Raw genomic sequence first — 17238 nt, forward strand, 5'->3', positions numbered from 1 at the left:
CATGAAGTCGGCGGGTCTCCGACACCGGGACACCGCGTTTTCCGTGAACCCGAGTGGATCACGCCGTTACGTCCGCCGTGTCCGGTTGTCGGGTGGGCGGGTTGTCCGGTTTGGCTTGGGGTGTCGGGTGGTCGGGGCCACCCCGGCGGCGGAATCGGCGGCCGGCCGGGGTCGTTATACCTGGCATGCCACCGCGACTCTCGGGTGGCGGGGCGCGGCCCAGGCCGGGAACATCCGGCAGGCCGCCCCGGTTACATCCCCCGCACGGCCGAGCACCACAACGGCCGACCCTTTATGGCCGAGGACCACAACGGCCAACCCCGCACGGCCCAGCAGCACAGCCGGCCGGCGGGTAGGCGGAATGACCCGCCACCGCGAACCGTTACACCCTGTCCCGACGCCGACCCCGCTTCGCGGGTCGCCGGGCAGAACCCCTCGAACTTTCCCCGCACCACCACCCACCCCCCGAGGTTGTGTGCGGGGCACCCCCGATGCAGAGGAGCACGCCATCATGCGTACCGATCTGATCCGTAAGACCGCCCTGACCGCCGCCGGCCTCGCCTTCACCGGCGGCGCCATCGCCGGCCCCGTCACCACCGCGTTCGCCGCGCCGAGCACCGCCAAGCCCACCACCCAAACCCAGACCGACCGTAAGGGTCACGGTGAGCGGGAACTGGGTGTGCGCTACGAGGCGCAGCCGAACTTCTACTACTGCGGGCCCGCCGCCACCCGCAACGCCCTGAGTGTGCAGGGCAAGAACATCAACGTCGATGACATGGCCAAGGAGATGGGCACCACCGAGGCCGGCACCAACTCCATCAACGACATCACCCCCGTGCTGAACAAGGAAACCGGCAAGACCAACGCCTACCGGTCCGTCGAGATCAGCACCCCCGACGCTGACGGCAAGCAGACCGACACCCTGCGCGCCGACATCGTCAAGACCGTCGACGACGGCCGCGCCGTGGTCGCCAACATCGCCGGCACCAGCACCGACACCGACGGCACCACCCACTCCTACGAGGGCGGGCACTACATCAGCGTCGTCGGCTACCGCGACAACGGCAACACCGTCACCATCGCCGACTCCGCCGACCCCAACCAGGCCGCCTACCAGATCAGCGTCGAACACCTCGCCGACTGGATCGCCACCCGCGGCTACGCCACCAGCTGACACCACACATGACGCGAAGGGCCGGACCCCCACCACGGGGCCCGGCCCTTCGGCATGACCTCAGTCGGTGGCGAGTACGGCCAGGATCTGCTCGCCGTACTTGGCGAGTTTGTTTTCGCCGACCCCGCTGACCCGGGACAGGTCGGCCAGTGTGCTGGGCGCGTCGCTGGCGATCTGTCGCAGCGTGGCGTCGTGGAAGATCACGTACGCCGGGACGCCCTGCTCCTTGGCGGTGGTCGCGCGCCAGCCGCGTAGCCGTTCGAACAGTGACGCGGCGGCCGGGGTCAGCTCGGCCACGACTGTGGACGAGCCGCGCGGCTTCGATGAGCGGCTCGATGCCGGCTTCTCCGGGTCGCGGCGCAGGGTGACCGTACGGCGGCGACCGAGGACGTCGGCGCTCGCCTCGGTCAGCGCGAGCGTGCCGTAGTCACCCTCCACGGCGAGGAGCCCTTCGGCGAGCAGTTGCCGGACCACGCCCCGCCACTCGGCCTCACTGAGCTCGGAGCCGATGCCGAAGACGGTCAGCGAGTCGTGACCGTACTGGCTGATCTTGTCGGTCTGCTTGCCGAGCAGGATGTCGATGCAGTGCCCGGCGCCGAAGCGCTGGTTGCGTTCGCGGTCGAGACGGAAGACGGCGGAGAGCAGCTTCTGGGCGGCGACGGTGCCGTCCCAGGACTCCGGTGGGGTGAGGCAGGTGTCGCAGTTGCCACAGGCGGCCGTCGTCGTCTCGCCGAAGTATTCGAGCAGTTGGACCCGCCGGCAGCGCACCGTCTCGCAGAGGGCGAGCATCGCGTCGAGGTGCGCGGCCAGGTTGCGGCGGTGCGCGAGGTCGCCGTCGGACGTCTCGATCATCTTGCGTTGCTGCACGACGTCCTGCAGCCCGTACGCCAGCCACGCGGTGGACGGCAGGCCGTCGCGGCCGGCGCGGCCGGTCTCCTGGTAGTAGCCCTCGACGGACTTGGGCAGGTCGAGGTGGGCGACGAACCGGACGTCGGGTTTGTCGATGCCCATGCCGAAGGCGATGGTGGCCACCATGACCAGGCCGTCTTCCCGCAGGAAGCGCTGCTGGTTGCGAGCGCGGGTGCCGGCGTCCAGCCCGGCGTGGTACGGCAGCGCGGCGACCCCGTTGGCGGTGAGGAACTCCGCGGTCTTGTCGACCGAGGCGCGGGACAGGCAGTAGACGATGCCGGCGTCGCCGGGGTGCTCGTCGCGCAGCAGGGTCAGCAGCTGCTTGCGGGGCTCCCGCTTGGGCACGATCCGGTACTGGATGTTGGGCCGGTCGAAGCTGGCCACGAAGTGCCGGGCGTCGTCGAGCTTGAGTCGGGTGGCGATCTCGGTGCGGGTGGCGCTTGTCGCGGTGGCGGTCAGGGCGATGCGGGGCACCTGCGGCCAGCGTTCGTGCAGCATCGACAGCGCGAGGTAGTCGGGGCGGAAGTCGTGCCCCCACTGGGACACGCAGTGCGCCTCGTCGATCGCGAACAGGGAGATGCGCCCCCGGTCCAGCAGGGCGAGGGTGGAGCGGACGCCGAGCGCCTCCGGGGCCAGGTAGAGCAGGTCCAACTCGCCGGCGACGAAGGCGGCCTCCACCCGCCGCCGGGCGTCCAGGGTCTGGGTCGAGTTGAGGAACCCGGCGCGGACGCCGACCGCGGTGAGGGCGTCGACCTGGTCCTGCATGAGCGCGATCAGCGGGGACACGACGACGGCCACGCCGTCGCGGACCAGGGCCGGGATCTGGTAGCACAGGGACTTGCCGCCACCGGTGGGCATCAACACCAGCGCGTCGCCGCCAGCGACCACATGGTCGATCACGTCCTGCTGGAAACCACGGAACGCGTCGTAGCCGAAGACCCGGCCCAGCACGTCCAGGGCGTCGGAGGCGGCACGCAGGTCGGTGGGAGAGGCCATCCGGGGAGTCTACGAGCCCACCCCGACAGCGCCCGTCCGGCGCACCCGGGCCGGGTGGGCCGGACGGGCGACGCGGTCAGCCGGGCTGGCTGGACCGGTTGGCCAGGCCGCGCGGCGGGGCCTTCATCCCGACCACGATGTCGACGATCTCGATGTAGCGGGCCTTGTTGCCCATCCGGAAGGCGGTGGCCGCCGCGTTGATCTCCTCAAGGGTGTCGGCCTCGACCATGGTCACCTGGTCGTACCTGCCGTTCACCCCGGTGCAGACGACGTGGGTGAGCTGCTTGGCGAAGCGGCCCAGGTCGCGGGCGTGCTCGGCGGAGATCTCGTGGATGCCCTCGCGGCCGAGGGCGAAGTACTCGGGGCTGATCCGCATGAACAGGAAGCCGACGTATTTGTTCTTGTCCGCCAGGTCGTGCATCGCACCCTCCAGATGTCGGTCTGACCTGCGACGATCACGTTGAGCGTATTGACAACTACTGATCGTCATCAAGGGCGCCCGCTGTCGGGAGGGCGACCGTCGAAAGGGTCCGCGGGCGCCGCCCGGCCACGGGTGCCGGGCGGCGACCCGGTGGCGGGATAGAGTCGCTGATTGACCAATCGCGGCCGAGGGCGGCCGCGGCGCCACGGCTTGGGGGTACGGGTGAGCGAGGCGCGCACAACCGGTGACCGGATCGACGGCCCGGAGGCCGGTGACGAGCAGTTGGCGGCCGAGTCGGAGACCACCCTCGTGGTGGTCACCGGGCTCTCCGGGGGTGGCCGCAGCACGGTGGCCCGGGCGTTGGAGAACGTCGGCTACTACGTCGTGGACAACCTGCCGCAGGCCTTGATGCTGGACATGGCCGAGTTGGCCTTCAAGGCGGGCGGCGCGGCCCGGCGTACCGCCATGGTGCTGGACGTGCGGTCGCGGGCCTTCTCGACCGACCTGGCCGGGGCGATCCGGGAGCTCAAGGAGCGCGGTTTCTCACCCCGGGTGGTCTTCGTCGACGCCGACGACGAGGTGTTGATCCGGCGGTTCGAGAGCGTGCGGCGTTCGCACCCGTTGCAGGGGGACGGGCGGCTGGCCGACGGCATCGCCGTGGAGCGCGGTCTGTTGGAGGAGGCCCGCGACCAGGCCGACGTGATCATCGACACCAGCCACCTGAACGTCAACCAGCTTCGGCGGCGCATCGAGGAGCTGTTCGGCGGCGAGGACGCCCGCCGGCTGCGGGTCACCGTGCTGTCGTTCGGCTTCAAGTATGGCCTGCCGCCGGACGCCGACTTCGTGTTGGACGCCCGCTTCCTGCCGAATCCGTACTGGGTGCCGGAGTTGCGGGAGCACACCGGGCGGGAGGAGGCGGTCAGCGCGTACGTGCTGGGTCAGGAGGGCGCGGACGCCTTCGTCGCCTCGTACGCCGACCTGGTCAACGCCACCACGACCGGCTTTGAGCGGGAGGGCAAGCGGTACCTCACGGTCGCCGTGGGCTGCACCGGCGGCAAGCACCGCAGCGTGGCCATCGCCGAGGAGTTGGCCAGCCGACTGCGTCACTCCGGGCTGGCGGCGAACGCCCAGCACCGCGACCTGGGGCGGGAATGACGGCCCGGCGGGTGGTGGCGTTCGGCGGTGGGCACGGGCTGTCCGCCTCGTTGCGCGCGCTGCGCCACTGCGCTCCCGAACTCGACCTCGACATCACCGCGGTGGTCACGGTGGGTGACGACGGCGGCTCCAGTGGCCGGTTGCGGGCCGAGCGGGGTGGGCTGCCCCCGGGAGATCTGCGCCAGGCGCTTGTGGCGTTGGCCGGGGACCACCCGGCCACCCGACGAAGCGCGGGGCTGTTCCAGCACCGCTTCGCCGCCGTACCGGTGGGCGTACCCGAAACTGGAGCGACGGACCCGGACCGGGACGGCGCGGCCCCGCGTGGCACCGACGGGGCGTCGGCCGGCACCGACGGTCTGACCGGGCACGCGGTGGGCAACCTGGTGCTCTGCGGCCTCATGGAGCTGCTCGGCGACCCGGTGGCCGCGCTGGAGCACGCCGGGGCGATGCTCGGCGCGGTCGGCCGGGTGTTGCCGATGTCCCGCCAGCCGGTCGGCATCGAGGCGCGGGTACGCGGCGCCGACCCGGCCGCCCCGGACGAGGTGCGTACGGTGAGTGGCCAGCACCAGGTGGCCGTCACCACCGGGCGGGTCGAGTCGCTGCGGCTCACCCCGAGCGCCCCACCGGCCTGCGCCGAGGCCATCGAGGCGATCCGGGCGGCCGACTGGTTGATCTTCGGGCCGGGCAGCTGGTACACGAGTGTGCTTCCACACCTGCTGGTGCCGCAGTTGGCCGACGCGATCGTGTCCACCTCGGCCCGGCGGCTGGTCACGCTGAACCTCGCCGCGGAGAAGGAGACCCTCGGGCTCTCCGTCGCCGACCACCTCGCGGCGCTGCACTGGTACCTGCCCGAGCTCAAGGTGGATCTTGTGCTCGCCGATGCCAAGGCGGTGGGTGACCCCGAACCGGTCGAACGTGCGGCAGAATCGCTGGGTGCCCGCCTGGTCCTCGCCCCCGTCGCCGTTGTCGACGGGACTCCCCGCCATGATCCGGCTGCCCTGGGCGCCGCGCTGGTGCCTGTACTGGGCGCCGATCGTTAGACACGTACGTAATCTCCGGCGACACGCCGGAACAGGTCCGTGAGGGGACGCACAATGGCGATGACGGCCGCGGTCAAGGACGAGCTGAGTCGGGTCGACGTGCCCAAGCCCTGCTGCCGACGGGCGGAGATGGCCGCACTGCTGCGCTTCGCTGGCGGGCTGCACATCGTCTCCGGCCGCGTGGTGGTGGAGGCTGAACTGGACACCGGGGCGGTGGCCCGGCGGCTGCGCCGGGAGGTCGCCGAGGTCTACGGCTACCCCAGCGAGATCCACGTGCTGGCCTCGGGAGGGCTGCGCAAGGGCAGCCACTTCATCGTGCGGGTGGTCAAGGACGGCGAGGCCCTCGCGCGGCAGACCGGCCTGCTCGACGTGCGGGGTCGCCCGGTGCGCGGGCTGCCCCCGCACGTGGTGGCGGCCAACGTCTGCTGCGCGGTCTCCGCGTGGCGGGGCGCGTTCATGGCCCACGGTTCGCTCACCGAGCCGGGCCGCTCCAGCGCGCTGGAGATCACCTGCCCGGGGCCGGAGTCGGCGCTGGCGCTGGTCGGCGCGGCCCGCCGGATCGGCATCACCGCGAAGAACCGTGAGGTACGCGGGGTGGACCGGGTGGTCGTCAAGGACGGTGACGCGATCGCCGCGCTGCTCACCCGGATCGGCGCGCACTCCAGCGTGCTGGCCTGGGAGGAGCGCCGGGTACGCCGCGAGGTGCGGGCCACTGCCAACCGGCTCGCCAACTTCGACGACGCCAACCTGCGCCGTTCGGCCCGGGCGGCGGTCGCCGCCGCGGCCCGGGTCACCCGCGCGCTGGAAATCCTGGCCGACGAGGCGCCCAACCACCTGACCGACGCGGGTCGGCTGCGCCTGGAGCACCGGCAGGCGTCGCTGGAGGAGTTGGGGGCCCTGGCCGAACCCCCGCTGACCAAGGACGCCATCGCGGGGCGGATCCGCCGGCTCCTGGCGCTGGCCGACAAGCGGGCCCGCGACCTTGGCATCCCGGATACGGAAGCGGCCGTCACGCCCGACATGCTCGTGGTCTGATAGGACGGTGGGGCCGCACGGTGCGCCCGGGAGCACGACCCGGCGCAGCGTGGCCTCGCACGCTCGGATAGGGTCGCTGAGTACGGCAAGGGGGCCGACACCGGCACTCCTCGTCGTGCCCACCGCCTCGGGCGGTCAGGTCCTCAGACCGCGCGGCGGGGTGGCCGAGATGAACCGTCGACGGCCGGCTCCAACGGTCGGCGCACACCATTCCCGCCGGCCCGTTGTCTGAAGCCGGCGGACCAGAACGCGAGGAGATGGGACCTGTGACCATCCGGGTTGGCATCAACGGCTTTGGCCGAATCGGCCGTAACTTCTTCCGGGCAGTGCTGGCGTCTGACGCCGACATCGAGGTCGTGGCGGTGAACGACCTGACCGACAACGCCACGCTCGCCCACCTGCTCAAGTACGACAGCATCCTCGGTCGCCTGCCCTACGAGGTCAAGGCCACCGCCGACGAGATCACCGTCGGTGGCAAGACCATCAAGGCGTACGCCGAGAAGGACCCGTCGAAGCTGCCGTGGGGCGAGGTCGGCGCCGACGTCGTCATCGAGTCGACCGGCTTCTTCACCGACGCCACCAAGGCCAAGGCGCACGTCGACGGCGGGGCCAAGAAGGTCATCATCTCCGCCCCGGCGAAGAACGAGGACGTCACCGTCGTCATGGGTGTCAACCACGACACCTACGACCCGGCGAAGCACACCATCATCTCCAACGCCTCGTGCACCACCAACTGCCTCGCCCCGATGGCGAAGGTCCTGCACGACACGTTCGGCATCCAGCACGGTCTGATGACGACGATCCACGCGTACACCCAGGACCAGAACCTCCAGGACGCGCCGCACTCGGACCTGCGTCGGGCCCGGGCCGCCGCGCTGAACATCGTGCCGACCTCGACCGGCGCCGCCAAGGCGATCGGCCTGGTCCTGCCGGACCTCAAGGGCAAGCTCGACGGGTACGCCCTGCGGGTGCCGATCCCGACCGGCTCGGTCACCGACCTCACCGTCAACGTGGGCCGCGAGACCACCGTGGACGAGGTCAACGCCGCGCTGAAGGCCGCCGCGGACGGCCCGCTCAAGGGCATCCTGGTCTACAACGAGGACCCGATCGTCTCCACCGACATCGTGACCGACCCGGCGTCGTGCATCTTCGACGCGCCGCTGACCAAGGTCGTCGGCAACCAGGTCAAGGTCGTCGGCTGGTACGACAACGAGTGGGGCTACTCCAACCGGCTGGTCGACCTCGTCAAGCTGGTCGGTTCGTCGCTGTGAGCATCCGGACCCTCGACGACCTGCTCGCCGAGGGGGTGTCGGGTCGGCGCGTGCTGGTGCGCGCCGACCTGAACGTCCCGCTCGACAAGCAGACCGGTGCCATCACCGATGACGGCCGGATCCGCGCGGTGCTGCCGACCCTCGGCGCGCTGGTCGAGGCCGGCGCGAAGGTGGTCGTCTGCTCGCACCTGGGCCGCCCGAAGGGTGCTCCGGACCCGCAGTTCAGCCTGGGCCCGGTCGCCGGGCGACTCGGTGAGCTGCTCGGCGCGCCGGTGCACTTCGCTACCGACACCGTCGGTGACTCCGCCCGCTCGACCGTCGCCGACCTGGCCGACGGCCAGGTCGCCCTACTGGAGAACCTGCGTTTCAACGCCGGTGAGACCAGCAAGGACGAGGCCGAGCGGGGTGCCTTCGCCGACCAGCTTGCCGCGTTCGGCGACGCGTACGTGGACGACGCGTTCGGTGCCGTGCACCGCAAGCACGCCAGTGTCTTCGACGTACCGGCCCGGTTGCCGCACGTCGCGGGCCGGCTGGTGCTGCGTGAGGTCGAGGTCCTCTCGAAGCTCACCGGCGACCCGGAGCGCCCGTACGTGGTGGTGCTCGGCGGGTCGAAGGTGTCCGACAAGCTCGCCGTGATCGAGGCTCTGCTGCCCACGGTCGACCGGCTGCTCATCGGTGGTGGGATGTGCTTCACCTTCCTCAAGGCCCAGGGCCTGGAGGTGGGCACCTCGCTGCTGGAGAAGGACATGGTCGAGACCTGCCGCAACCTGCTGGAGCGGTCCGGCGGCAAGATCATGCTCCCGGTCGACGTGGTGGTCGCGGACGCGTTCGCCCCGGACGCCGCGCACGACACGGTCCGGGTCGACGGCATCCCGAGCCACCGGCTCGGCCTGGATGTCGGTCCGGAGACGGTGGCCGGCTTCAGCGCCGCGCTGTCCCAGGCGAAGACGATCTTCTGGAACGGCCCGATGGGCGTGTTCGAGATGCCGGCCTTCGCGGCTGGCACCCGGGGGATCGCCGAGGCGATCACCAAGGCCGACGCGTTCAGCGTCGTCGGCGGCGGCGACTCGGCGGCGGCGGTCCGTGCCCTGGGGCTGGACGAGTCGTCCTTCGGGCACATCTCCACCGGTGGTGGCGCCTCCCTGGAATACCTCGAGGGCAAGACCCTCCCCGGCATCGCGGCCCTGGAGAACTGAATGTCGAGCACCACCCGCCGGCCGCTGATGGCCGGCAACTGGAAGATGAACCTCAACCACCTCGAGGCCAACCTGCTCGTGCAGAAGCTGGCGGCGAGCCTCACCGAGAAGCAGCTCACGGCCGTCGAGACGGTCGTGCTGCCGCCCTTCACCGACCTGCGCACCGTGCAGACCGCGGTGGACGGGGACAAGCTGCTGATCGGCTACGGCGGGCAGGACCTCTCCCCGCACGCGTCCGGCGCGTACACCGGGGACATCTCCGGTCCGATGCTGGCCAAGCTCGGCTGCACGTACGTGGTGGTCGGGCACTCCGAGCGGCGGGCCTACCACAACGAGGACGACGCGCTGGTCAACGCCAAGGTCAAGGCGGCGCTGACGCACGGCCTGACGCCGATCCTCTGCGTGGGGGAGGGGCTGGACATCCGCGAGCAGGGCACCCACGTGGCGCACTGCTCCGACCAGCTCGACGGGGGCCTCGCCGGGCTCACCCCCGAGCAGGTGCGGCAGGTCGTGATCGCGTACGAGCCGGTCTGGGCGATCGGCACGGGCAAGACCGCGACGCCGGACGACGCCCAGGAGGTCTGTGGGGCGGTCCGTCAGCGGTTGGCGGAACGCTTCGACCAGGAGACCGCCGACCAGGTTCGGGTCCTCTACGGCGGCTCGGTCAAGGCGTCCAACGTCGCCTCGATCATGGCCCAACCGGACGTGGACGGGGGCCTCGTTGGGGGCGCCAGCCTGGACGCGGAGGAATTCGCTCAGATCTGCCGGTTCCCGGAGCACCTCGCCCGCTGATCGCTCGGTATCCTGGACACCGCCCGTCCGCCGGTCGGTGCCGCCGTGCCCGATCAGACCGGGCGAGGATCGCTACGAGAGGAACTGACCCCAGCCATGCCGATCTGGTTCGCATACACGTTGATCGTGTTGCTGGTCATCACGAGCATTCTGCTCACCATGCTGATCCTGCTGCACCGCGGCAAGGGCGGTGGTCTGTCGAGCATGTTCGGCGGTGGCGTCAGCTCCAGCCTTGCCGGCTCCTCGGTCGCGGAGAAAAACCTGGACCGCTACACCGTTCTGGTGAGCGTCGTCTGGTTCGCCGCGATCATCGGGCTCGGGCTCTGGCTGCGCCTCCAAATGAACAGCGGCGCCTGAGCAGGCTCAGTAAGTCGTACAATCTGCGCGCGGTTCGTCACTCGACGGGCCGCGCGCAGGCTTTTCTCCGCTGCACCGCGTCGCCCGCCGCTCCACCCCCGAAGACGGCGGGTCCCCTCCGACGACAGGAGCGAGCAGCCGTGCCGAATGGCAACGTTATCCGGGGAGCCCGGGTCGGGTCCGCACCGATGCGCCCGGACGAGCGGCACCAACCCGCCCCCCGACAGGACGTCAGCTACTGGTGCCGTAACGACCACCGGGTCGACATCCGCATCGCCGCGGACGTCGAGCCGCCACCCCTGTGGGACTGCCCCCGCTGCGGCCTACCCGCCGGTCGGGACGCCCAGAACCCGCCGGGCCGGGTCCGCGCCGAACCGTACAAGAGCCACCTGGCGTACGTGAAGGAGCGGCGCACCGCCGAGGAGGGGGAGGCCCTGCTCGCCGAGGCGCTCGCCGCACTACGCCGTAGACGCGGCGAGTAGCGGGCTCCTCCGCGCGCTCAGCGCAGGCTGCGCAGTCGGGCGGGTACGTCGGCTGCCGCCGCCCGGTCCAGCAACCAGCGGGTGCGGTCCACCCCGCGCACGCCGGCCGCCGGTAGCTGCACCGGCCCGGCGCCAGCCAACGCCATACCCACCGCGCGAGCCTTGTCGGCGCCGGCGGCCACCAGCCAGACCTCCTCGGCGGTGTTGATCGCCGGCAGGGTGAGGGTGGTCCGCGTCGGCGGCGGCTTGGGGCTACCCCGTACCGCGCTGACCGGCCGGGTCTCGTAGCCGACCGGGTGCCCGGGGAAGACCGAGGCCACGTGGCCGTCCTCGCCGACGCCCAGCATCAGCACGTCGAAGTGCGGCAGGGTGGCGTGCCCGGGCCGGGCGGCGCGGGCCAACTCCTCCGCGTACGCGGCAGCCGCCGCCTCGGGGTCGTTGCCGGCCGGGCCGTCCGAGGCCGGCATCGGGTGTACCCGGGCCGGGTCCAGCGGCACCACGTCCAGCAGGGCGGCGCGGGCCTGGGTCTCGTTGCGGTCCGGATCACCGGCGGGCAGGAACCGTTCGTCGCCCCACCACACGTCGACCCGGGACCAGTCCACCGCGTCGCGGGCCGGCAGCGTCGCCACCGCCCGGTACACGGCCGCGGCGACCCGACCCCCGGTCAGCACCACCGAGGCTTCGCCCCGGTCGGCCTGGGCGTCGAGCAGCTTCACCAGCAACCGGGCCGCCACGGCCTGCGCCAGCAGGTCGGCGTCGGCGTGCACGGCGACACTCGCCTCACTCATGGTTGCGCCTTCGTTTCCCGACCGCGGGGCGGTCGCTGTCGTGCCCGGGGCGGTGTGCCCGAGGTGGTGGGGCGGAGACCCCGGAAGTTACGGGGCAGGGCCGGTGCGTACCGGCCCTGCCCGACGTCGTGCCCCGGCTGGGCTCAGCCCTCGCCGCTCGTGCCGACGTGCGCGGTGACCCCGGCCTCGGCGCGCTGCGCGGTGGCCGGATCCTTCCAGACGTGGACCCGCTGCGCGGGGCGCTGCTCCAGCCCCCGCAGCCCGGCCGTCGCGCCCAGCGCCTCCGCGTACACCTGGTCGGCGTCCAGCCGGCGCAACTCCTCGGCCAGTTCGTCGCCGAGCGGGCGGCGGACCAGCGGCAGGGCCCGGTCCTCCTGGCCCGTCCGCCGGAAGACGGCCATGCTGTCCTCGCGGGTCAGCGTCAGTTGGTCGCCGTTGGCGCAGCTGAGCTGCACCTCCCGCATCCGGGGGAACTCGTTGCTGTCCACCCGGTGTGGGGTGATGCCGAGCCGGCTGGACAGCCAACCGGCCATCAGCGCGGCCGTCGGGTCGGTCCGCGGCGCGACGATGGTCGCCTCGGTGACCTGGGCGCTGGTGGTGTCGAACGCCCCGGCGACCAGGGTGCGCCACGGGGTGATCCGGGTCCACGCCAGGTCGGTGTCGCCCGGGGCGTAGTCCCGGGCACGCTGCCGCAGCGCCTCCACCGGGTCGGCGGCCTGCGCGGAGTCGGTGATCCGCCGGTCGGCCACCACCCCGAGGAAGTCGGTGGCGATCTCCGCCGGCGGCTCGCCGTGCCACCAGGTGACCACCGGCACGTCCGGAACGAGCAGCGGCATCACGACCGACTCGGCGTGCAGGGACAGCCGGCCGTACATCCGGGTGACCACCGCCTCGCACGGGCCGAGCCGGCCACCGACCACGATCTCCGCGTCCAGTCGGTTGCGGTCCCGCTCGATCTCCGAGCGCACCACCACCACGAGCCGGCACGGGTGGGCGGCCGCGGCGATCGTCGCCGCGGCCTCCGCCTCCCGGACCCGCTTCTCGTCCACGACCACGATGAGGGTGAGCGCCATGCCGCTGGCCACCCCGCCGGCGCTGCGCCGCTCGGCGGCGAGCGCCTTGACCACCTCGTTGCCGGTGGTGTCCCACAGCCCGATCATGCTCGTCTCCAGGCGCGGCCCTCGCGGGCCAGCATCTCGTCGGAGGCCCGTGGGCCCCACTCACCGGCCCGGTACGGCTCCGGGGTGGTGCCCTCCCAGGCGTGTTCCAGCGGGTCGATCACCTGCCAGCTCTGCTCGACCTCGGCCGCGTCCGGGAACAGGGTGCGATCGCCGATCAGCACGTCCAGCACCAGACGCTCGTACGCCTCGGGGCTGGACTCGGTGAACGCCTCGCCGTACTGGAAGTCCATCGCGATGTCGCGGACCTCCATGGTCGTGCCCGGCACCTTCGAGCCGAACTTGAGCACCACGCCCTCGTCCGGCTGCACCCGGATGACCAGCTGGTTGTTGCCCAGCGACTCCATGTCGGCGTCGTTGAACGGCAGGTGCGGCGCCTTCTTGAACATGATGGCGACCTCGGTGACCCGCCGGGGCAGCCGCTTGCCGGCCCGGATGTAGAACGGCACCTCCGCCCAGCGGCGGTTCTGGATGCCCAGCCGCACCGCCACGTACGTCTCCGTGGTGGAGTCGGCGGGCACGTCCCGCTCGTCCAGGTAACCGACCGCGCGTTCGCCGCCGACCCAGCCGGGCAGGTACTGGCCCCGGACGGTGTCCCGGGCGACGTCCTTGGGCAGGGTGATGGCCTTGAGCACCTTCAGCTTCTCGGCCCGGATCTCGTCGGCGTCGAAGCTTGTCGGCTCCTCCATCGCCACCAGGGCGAGGAGTTGGAGGAGGTGGTTCTGCAGCACGTCGCGAGCGGTGCCGACGGTGTCGTAGAAGCCGGCGCGGGTGCCGATGCCGACGTCCTCCGCCATGGTGATCTGCACCGAGTCGACGTACTTGGAGTTCCACAGCGGCTCGAACAGGTTGTTGGCGAACCGCAGGGCGAGGATGTTCTGAACCGTCTCCTTGCCCAGGTAGTGGTCGATCCGGAAGACGTCCTGCCGGGTGAACACGTCGTCGACGAGGTCGTTGAGCGCCTTCGCCGACGGCAGGTCGTTGCCGAACGGCTTCTCCACCACGACCCGGCGCCAACCGCCGGACTTGTCGTTGTCGGCCATCCCGGTGCGGGCCAGCTGCTTGAGCACGACGGGGAACGCGGCCGGCGGGATGGAGAAGTAGAACGCCGCGTTGCCGGCGATGCCGTGGCTCTGACGCAGATCGTCAAGCGTCGAGGCGAGGGTGTCGAAGGCGGCGTCGTCGTCGAACGACCCACCGACGAACTTGATGTTGCCGGCCAGCCGCGCCCACACCTCGTCCCGCCAGGGGGTGCGAGCGTGCTTGCGGGCAGCCTCGCAGGCCAACGTCTCGAAGTCGCCGTCACCCCAGTCGCGGCGCGCGAAACCGAGCACCACGAAGCCCGGCGGCAACAGCCCTCGGTTGGCCAGGTCGTAGACCGCGGGCAGCAGCTTCTTGCGGGCCAGGTCGCCGGTCACCCCGAAGATCACCAGAGCGCAGGGCTCGGGGATCCGGGGCAACCGGCGGTCCTGCGGGTCGCGCAGCGGGTTCACCGAACCGCCTCCTCGCTCCGCTTCAGTCACGTCGTCCATCCTCACGCCCGCAGATCACCGGCCGCGTCCAGTAGTTGGGCGACACCGGCGGCCCGGTCGGTCAGGTGCAACCGCAGCAGCGGCCGCTCCCGACCGGCGAGGGCCTGCCGGTCCCCGGCGGCCTGGGCCGCCTGCAGCTCACCGAAGGTGTACGGCTTGCCCGGCACCGCCAGGTCCTCGGCGACAGCCCCGGTCACCTGGAGGTAGCTGCCCACCTGCGGGCCGCCCTTGTGGTACTGGCCCGTCGAGTGCAGGAACCGCGGACCCCAGCCGAAGGTGACGGGCCGCCCGCCCGCCTGGGCCAGCAGCGGCCGCAGCCGGGCCGCGTCGGCGTCGGCGAACCGGTCGAGGTACGCCATCACCGCGAGGTAACCGTCGTCGCCCAGCCCGTCGAGCAGCCAGCGCAGCACCCCGGCCAGGTCCCCCGGGGCGCCCTGCGGGGCGTACACCTCGATCGCGCCCTCGGTGAACGACGGCGTCTCCGCCGGCAGGCCCGAGGCCAGGATCTTGTTGGTGTTCTCCTTGGACTCGGTGACGTTCGGCTGGTTGAACGGGTCGATGCCGAGCACCACACCGGCCACCGCGGTGGCGTACTCCCAGGCCAGGAACTGCGCGCCCAGCGGGCCGTTGACGGCCACGTCCGGGGCGGCGCCGCCGCCCGGCATGTCACCGGGGGCCAGCGCGCCGCCGTAGCTGACGGTCAGCACGTCCGCGCCGGTGGCACCGGGGCTCTGCGGGGACTCCACGACCACCGGGAGGATGCCCACCCCGGCCTTGCCGGTCGACTCGGCGATCAACTGCTCGGCCCAGTCGCCGAGCCCGTCGATGCCGGTGCCGTCGGAGACCAGGGCGACCTTGTCCCGGGCCAGCGTGGCCGCCGCGCCCAGGGCGGCGCCCAGCGCCAGCGCCGGGTTGTTCTGGTCCGCGCCGAGCGAGGTGGCCAGCGCGTCGGCCTGGTCGAGCAGTTCGGCGACCTCGACCCCGGCCAGTGCCGAGGGCACCAGACCGAAGGCGGTCAGCGCCGAGTACCGGCCACCGACGTTCGGGTCGGCGAGCACGGTGAACGCGCCCATCTCGGTCGCGGTGGTCTCCAGCGGCGAACCCGGGTCGGTGACGATGACGAAGTGCCGGCCGGCCTCCGCCTCGGTCATCCCGGCGTCCAGGAACGCCTGCCAGTACGCGCGCCGGTGGCTGTCGGTCTCCACCGTCGATCCGGACTTGCTGGCCACCACCACGACGGTGCGCTCCAGCCGGTCACCGAGCGCCGCCCGGACCTGGCCCGGGTCGGTGGTGTCCAGCACGGTCAGCGGTCGACCCAGCGTCCGGGTGATCACCTCGGGCGCGAGCGACGAGCCGCCCATGCCGGCGAGCACCACGTGATCCAGGTCGGCCAGCTCCGCGGTCAGCTCGGCCAACTGCACGAGCAGTTCGCGGCTGCGCCGGTGGGTGTCCACCCAGCCCAGCCGGATCTTCGCCTCGGCCTCGGCGTCCGGACCCCACAGGCTCGCGTCCTTGCCCGCCAGCTTGCCCGGGACACCGGCCTTGACCAGCGCGTCCCGCGTCGAGGCGGGCGCGGCCTTGTCGACCGCGTCCGCGCCGTACACGGCGAGCCCGGCGGCTGCCTCCACCGGCCCTGCAAGTAGATCGCTCATGCCGTCACTCCGCTTCGCTGCGTGCCGCCATGAGGCACCATCGCACTGAGCTTGCTGATTCGCTCGCTGCGCTCGCTCATGCGCCACCGGTCTTCTCGGCGGCCTTGGCGTTGCCCTTGGCCGCCTTGTTCGGAGCACCCTTGCCGTTCGCCGCCGCCTCCAGGGACTTGCGGACGCCGTCGAGCAGTTCCTGCCAGCTGGCCTCGAACTTCTCCACGCCCTCGCGTTCGAGGGTGACGATCACGTCGTCCATGTCCACCCCGACCGACTCCAGGTCCGCGAAGACCTTCCGCGCCGCGTCGTAGGCGCCGGTGATGGTGTCGCCGCGGGTCTCGCCGTGATCGGCGTACGCGTGGATGACCGACTCCGGCATGGTGTTGACCGTGCCGGGGGCGATCAGCTCCTCGACGTAGATGACGTCCCGGTAGTCCGGGTTCTTCGTCGAGGTGGACGCCCACAGCGGCCGCTGCGGGTGCGCTCCGGCGGCGGCGAGCGCCTTCCACCGGTCCGAGGAGAACACCTCGCTGTAGCGCTCGTACGCCAGCTGAGCGTTCGCGATGGCGGCCTTGCCCTTGAGGGCCTTCGCCTGGTCGGAGCCGATCTTCTCAAGCCTCTTGTCGACCTCGGAGTCGACCCGCGAGACGAAGAACGACGCCACCGAGCCGATCTTCGACAGGTCGTGGCCGTTGGCCTTGGCCTGCTTCAGACCGGCCAGGAACGCCTCCATGACCGCCGAGTAGCGGTCCAGACCGAAGATCAGCGTGACGTTGACGCTGATCCCCTCGGCCAGCGTGTCGGTGATCGCCGACAGGCCCTCCTCGGTGGCCGGGATCTTGATGTAGAGGTTGGGCCGGTCCACCAGCCACCACAGGGCCTTGGCCTCGGCCACCGTCCGGTCACTGTCGTGCGCCACCCGGGGGTCCACCTCGATGGAGACCCGGCCGTCGACACCGTCGCTGCCGTCGTACGACGGGCGCATCACGTCGCAGGCCCACCGCACGTCATACGTGGTGAGCATGCGCACCGACTCCTCGACCTCGATGCCACGGGTGGCGAGGTCGTGCAGCTGCCAGTTGTACTCGTCGGCGTCGCTCAGCGCCTTCGCGAAGATCGTCGGGTTGGTGGTGACACCGGCCACGTGCTTCTCGCGGCGCAGCTGGTCCAGCCCGCCGGAGCTCAAACGCACCCGGGAAAGATCATCGAGCCAGACCGCCACGCCCGCGGCGGTGAGCTCATTCAGCTTGTCCGTCATGCCATCCA

The 17238-nt window shown here is 71.5% G+C and carries 16 protein-coding genes; 9 read left to right on the forward strand and 7 right to left on the reverse strand.

Annotated features, from left to right (window positions below; genetic code table 11):
• The first annotated feature begins 511 nt into the window (after positions 1–511).
• Positions 512–1174, forward strand: a complete 663-nt coding sequence (locus ACFYL6_RS14585; RefSeq protein ID WP_387171315.1) for a C39 family peptidase — start codon at positions 512–514, stop codon at positions 1172–1174.
• A gap of 60 nt (positions 1175–1234) precedes the next feature.
• Here ACFYL6_RS14585 and recQ read toward each other — a convergent pair whose 3' ends face one another.
• Together recQ and ACFYL6_RS14595 are read right to left on the reverse strand one after the other, a co-directional pair.
• Positions 1235–3079 carry a DNA helicase RecQ gene (recQ, locus tag ACFYL6_RS14590; protein WP_387171317.1) on the reverse strand — a complete coding sequence of 615 codons (1845 nt, stop codon included), beginning with the start codon at positions 3077–3079 and terminating at the stop codon, positions 1235–1237.
• Between the two features lie 76 nt (positions 3080–3155).
• Positions 3156–3500, reverse strand: coding sequence for a hypothetical protein (locus tag ACFYL6_RS14595; protein ID WP_238661945.1), 345 nt, complete (start codon positions 3498–3500; stop codon positions 3156–3158).
• Between the two features lie 252 nt (positions 3501–3752).
• On the opposite strand from ACFYL6_RS14595, the gene rapZ reads away from it, so the two are divergent.
• The 8 genes from rapZ to ACFYL6_RS14635 all read left to right on the forward strand — a co-directional run bounded on the left by rapZ (position 3753) and on the right by ACFYL6_RS14635 (position 10828).
• Positions 3753–4655: an RNase adapter RapZ gene (rapZ, locus tag ACFYL6_RS14600; RefSeq protein WP_387171766.1), complete on the forward strand. Its 903-nt coding sequence runs from the start codon at positions 3753–3755 to the stop codon at positions 4653–4655.
• Positions 4652–5695, forward strand: a complete 1044-nt coding sequence (locus ACFYL6_RS14605) for a 2-phospho-L-lactate transferase CofD family protein (protein ID WP_387171319.1) — start codon at positions 4652–4654, stop codon at positions 5693–5695. The genes rapZ and ACFYL6_RS14605 overlap by 4 nt, the downstream gene beginning before the upstream one ends.
• Before the next feature lie 54 nt (positions 5696–5749).
• A complete protein-coding gene (whiA, locus tag ACFYL6_RS14610; RefSeq protein WP_053656981.1) occupies positions 5750–6730 on the forward strand; it encodes a DNA-binding protein WhiA in 981 nt (326 codons plus the stop codon).
• 266 nt (positions 6731–6996) lie between these two features.
• Complete coding sequence (gene gap / locus ACFYL6_RS14615) at positions 6997–8001, forward strand: type I glyceraldehyde-3-phosphate dehydrogenase (RefSeq protein ID WP_124853956.1); 1005 nt, start codon at positions 6997–6999, stop codon at positions 7999–8001.
• The gene (locus ACFYL6_RS14620) at positions 7998–9197 is read left to right on the forward strand and encodes a phosphoglycerate kinase (protein ID WP_091403664.1); all 1200 of its coding nucleotides are present in this window, start codon (positions 7998–8000) and stop codon (positions 9195–9197) included. The genes gap and ACFYL6_RS14620 overlap by 4 nt, the downstream gene beginning before the upstream one ends.
• A complete protein-coding gene (tpiA, locus tag ACFYL6_RS14625) occupies positions 9198–9989 on the forward strand; it encodes a triose-phosphate isomerase (RefSeq protein WP_366637075.1) in 792 nt (263 codons plus the stop codon).
• 96 nt (positions 9990–10085) lie between these two features.
• Complete coding sequence (gene secG / locus ACFYL6_RS14630) at positions 10086–10346, forward strand: preprotein translocase subunit SecG (protein WP_238661170.1); 261 nt, start codon at positions 10086–10088, stop codon at positions 10344–10346.
• A 140-nt stretch (positions 10347–10486) separates the two neighbouring features.
• Positions 10487–10828, forward strand: coding sequence for an RNA polymerase-binding protein RbpA (locus ACFYL6_RS14635; protein ID WP_091403668.1), 342 nt, complete (start codon positions 10487–10489; stop codon positions 10826–10828).
• A gap of 17 nt (positions 10829–10845) precedes the next feature.
• On the opposite strand, the gene pgl is transcribed toward ACFYL6_RS14635, so the two are convergent.
• The 5 genes from pgl to tal form a co-directional block, all read right to left on the reverse strand.
• A complete protein-coding gene (gene pgl / locus ACFYL6_RS14640; protein ID WP_387171321.1) occupies positions 10846–11616 on the reverse strand; it encodes a 6-phosphogluconolactonase in 771 nt (256 codons plus the stop codon).
• 143 nt (positions 11617–11759) lie between these two features.
• A complete protein-coding gene (locus tag ACFYL6_RS14645; protein ID WP_387171322.1) occupies positions 11760–12776 on the reverse strand; it encodes a glucose-6-phosphate dehydrogenase assembly protein OpcA in 1017 nt (338 codons plus the stop codon).
• Positions 12773–14326 (reverse strand): glucose-6-phosphate dehydrogenase, encoded by a 1554-nt coding sequence (gene zwf / locus ACFYL6_RS14650; protein ID WP_387171323.1) that lies wholly within the window; start codon positions 14324–14326, stop codon positions 12773–12775. Before zwf ends, ACFYL6_RS14645 begins: the two co-directional genes overlap by 4 nt.
• A 2-nt stretch (positions 14327–14328) precedes the next feature.
• Positions 14329–15978: a glucose-6-phosphate isomerase gene (locus tag ACFYL6_RS14655; RefSeq protein WP_387171325.1), complete on the reverse strand. Its 1650-nt coding sequence runs from the start codon at positions 15976–15978 to the stop codon at positions 14329–14331.
• 76 nt (positions 15979–16054) lie between these two features.
• Positions 16055–17230, reverse strand: a complete 1176-nt coding sequence (gene tal / locus ACFYL6_RS14660; RefSeq protein ID WP_387171327.1) for a transaldolase — start codon at positions 17228–17230, stop codon at positions 16055–16057.
• Between the last annotated feature and the right edge of the window lie 8 nt (positions 17231–17238).

Origin of the sequence: Micromonospora sp. NPDC007208, from assembly GCF_042869175.1 — a bacterium.
Taxonomy (GTDB): domain Bacteria; phylum Actinomycetota; class Actinomycetes; order Mycobacteriales; family Micromonosporaceae; genus Micromonospora; species Micromonospora foliorum.

Coding starts and splice junctions, on each gene's coding strand:
- ACFYL6_RS14585 (WP_387171315.1), top strand. CDS start 512: ATGCGTACCGATCTGATCCGTAAGACCGCCCTGACCGCCGCCGGCCTC.
- recQ (WP_387171317.1), bottom strand. CDS start 3,079: ATGGCCTCTCCCACCGACCTGCGTGCCGCCTCCGACGCCCTGGACGTG.
- ACFYL6_RS14595 (WP_238661945.1), bottom strand. CDS start 3,500: ATGCACGACCTGGCGGACAAGAACAAATACGTCGGCTTCCTGTTCATG.
- ACFYL6_RS14605 (WP_387171319.1), top strand. CDS start 4,652: ATGACGGCCCGGCGGGTGGTGGCGTTCGGCGGTGGGCACGGGCTGTCC.
- whiA (WP_053656981.1), top strand. CDS start 5,750: ATGGCGATGACGGCCGCGGTCAAGGACGAGCTGAGTCGGGTCGACGTG.
- tpiA (WP_366637075.1), top strand. CDS start 9,198: ATGTCGAGCACCACCCGCCGGCCGCTGATGGCCGGCAACTGGAAGATG.
- secG (WP_238661170.1), top strand. CDS start 10,086: ATGCCGATCTGGTTCGCATACACGTTGATCGTGTTGCTGGTCATCACG.
- pgl (WP_387171321.1), bottom strand. CDS start 11,616: ATGAGTGAGGCGAGTGTCGCCGTGCACGCCGACGCCGACCTGCTGGCG.
- ACFYL6_RS14645 (WP_387171322.1), bottom strand. CDS start 12,776: ATGATCGGGCTGTGGGACACCACCGGCAACGAGGTGGTCAAGGCGCTC.
- zwf (WP_387171323.1), bottom strand. CDS start 14,326: ATGGACGACGTGACTGAAGCGGAGCGAGGAGGCGGTTCGGTGAACCCG.
- ACFYL6_RS14655 (WP_387171325.1), bottom strand. CDS start 15,978: ATGAGCGATCTACTTGCAGGGCCGGTGGAGGCAGCCGCCGGGCTCGCC.
- tal (WP_387171327.1), bottom strand. CDS start 17,230: ATGACGGACAAGCTGAATGAGCTCACCGCCGCGGGCGTGGCGGTCTGG.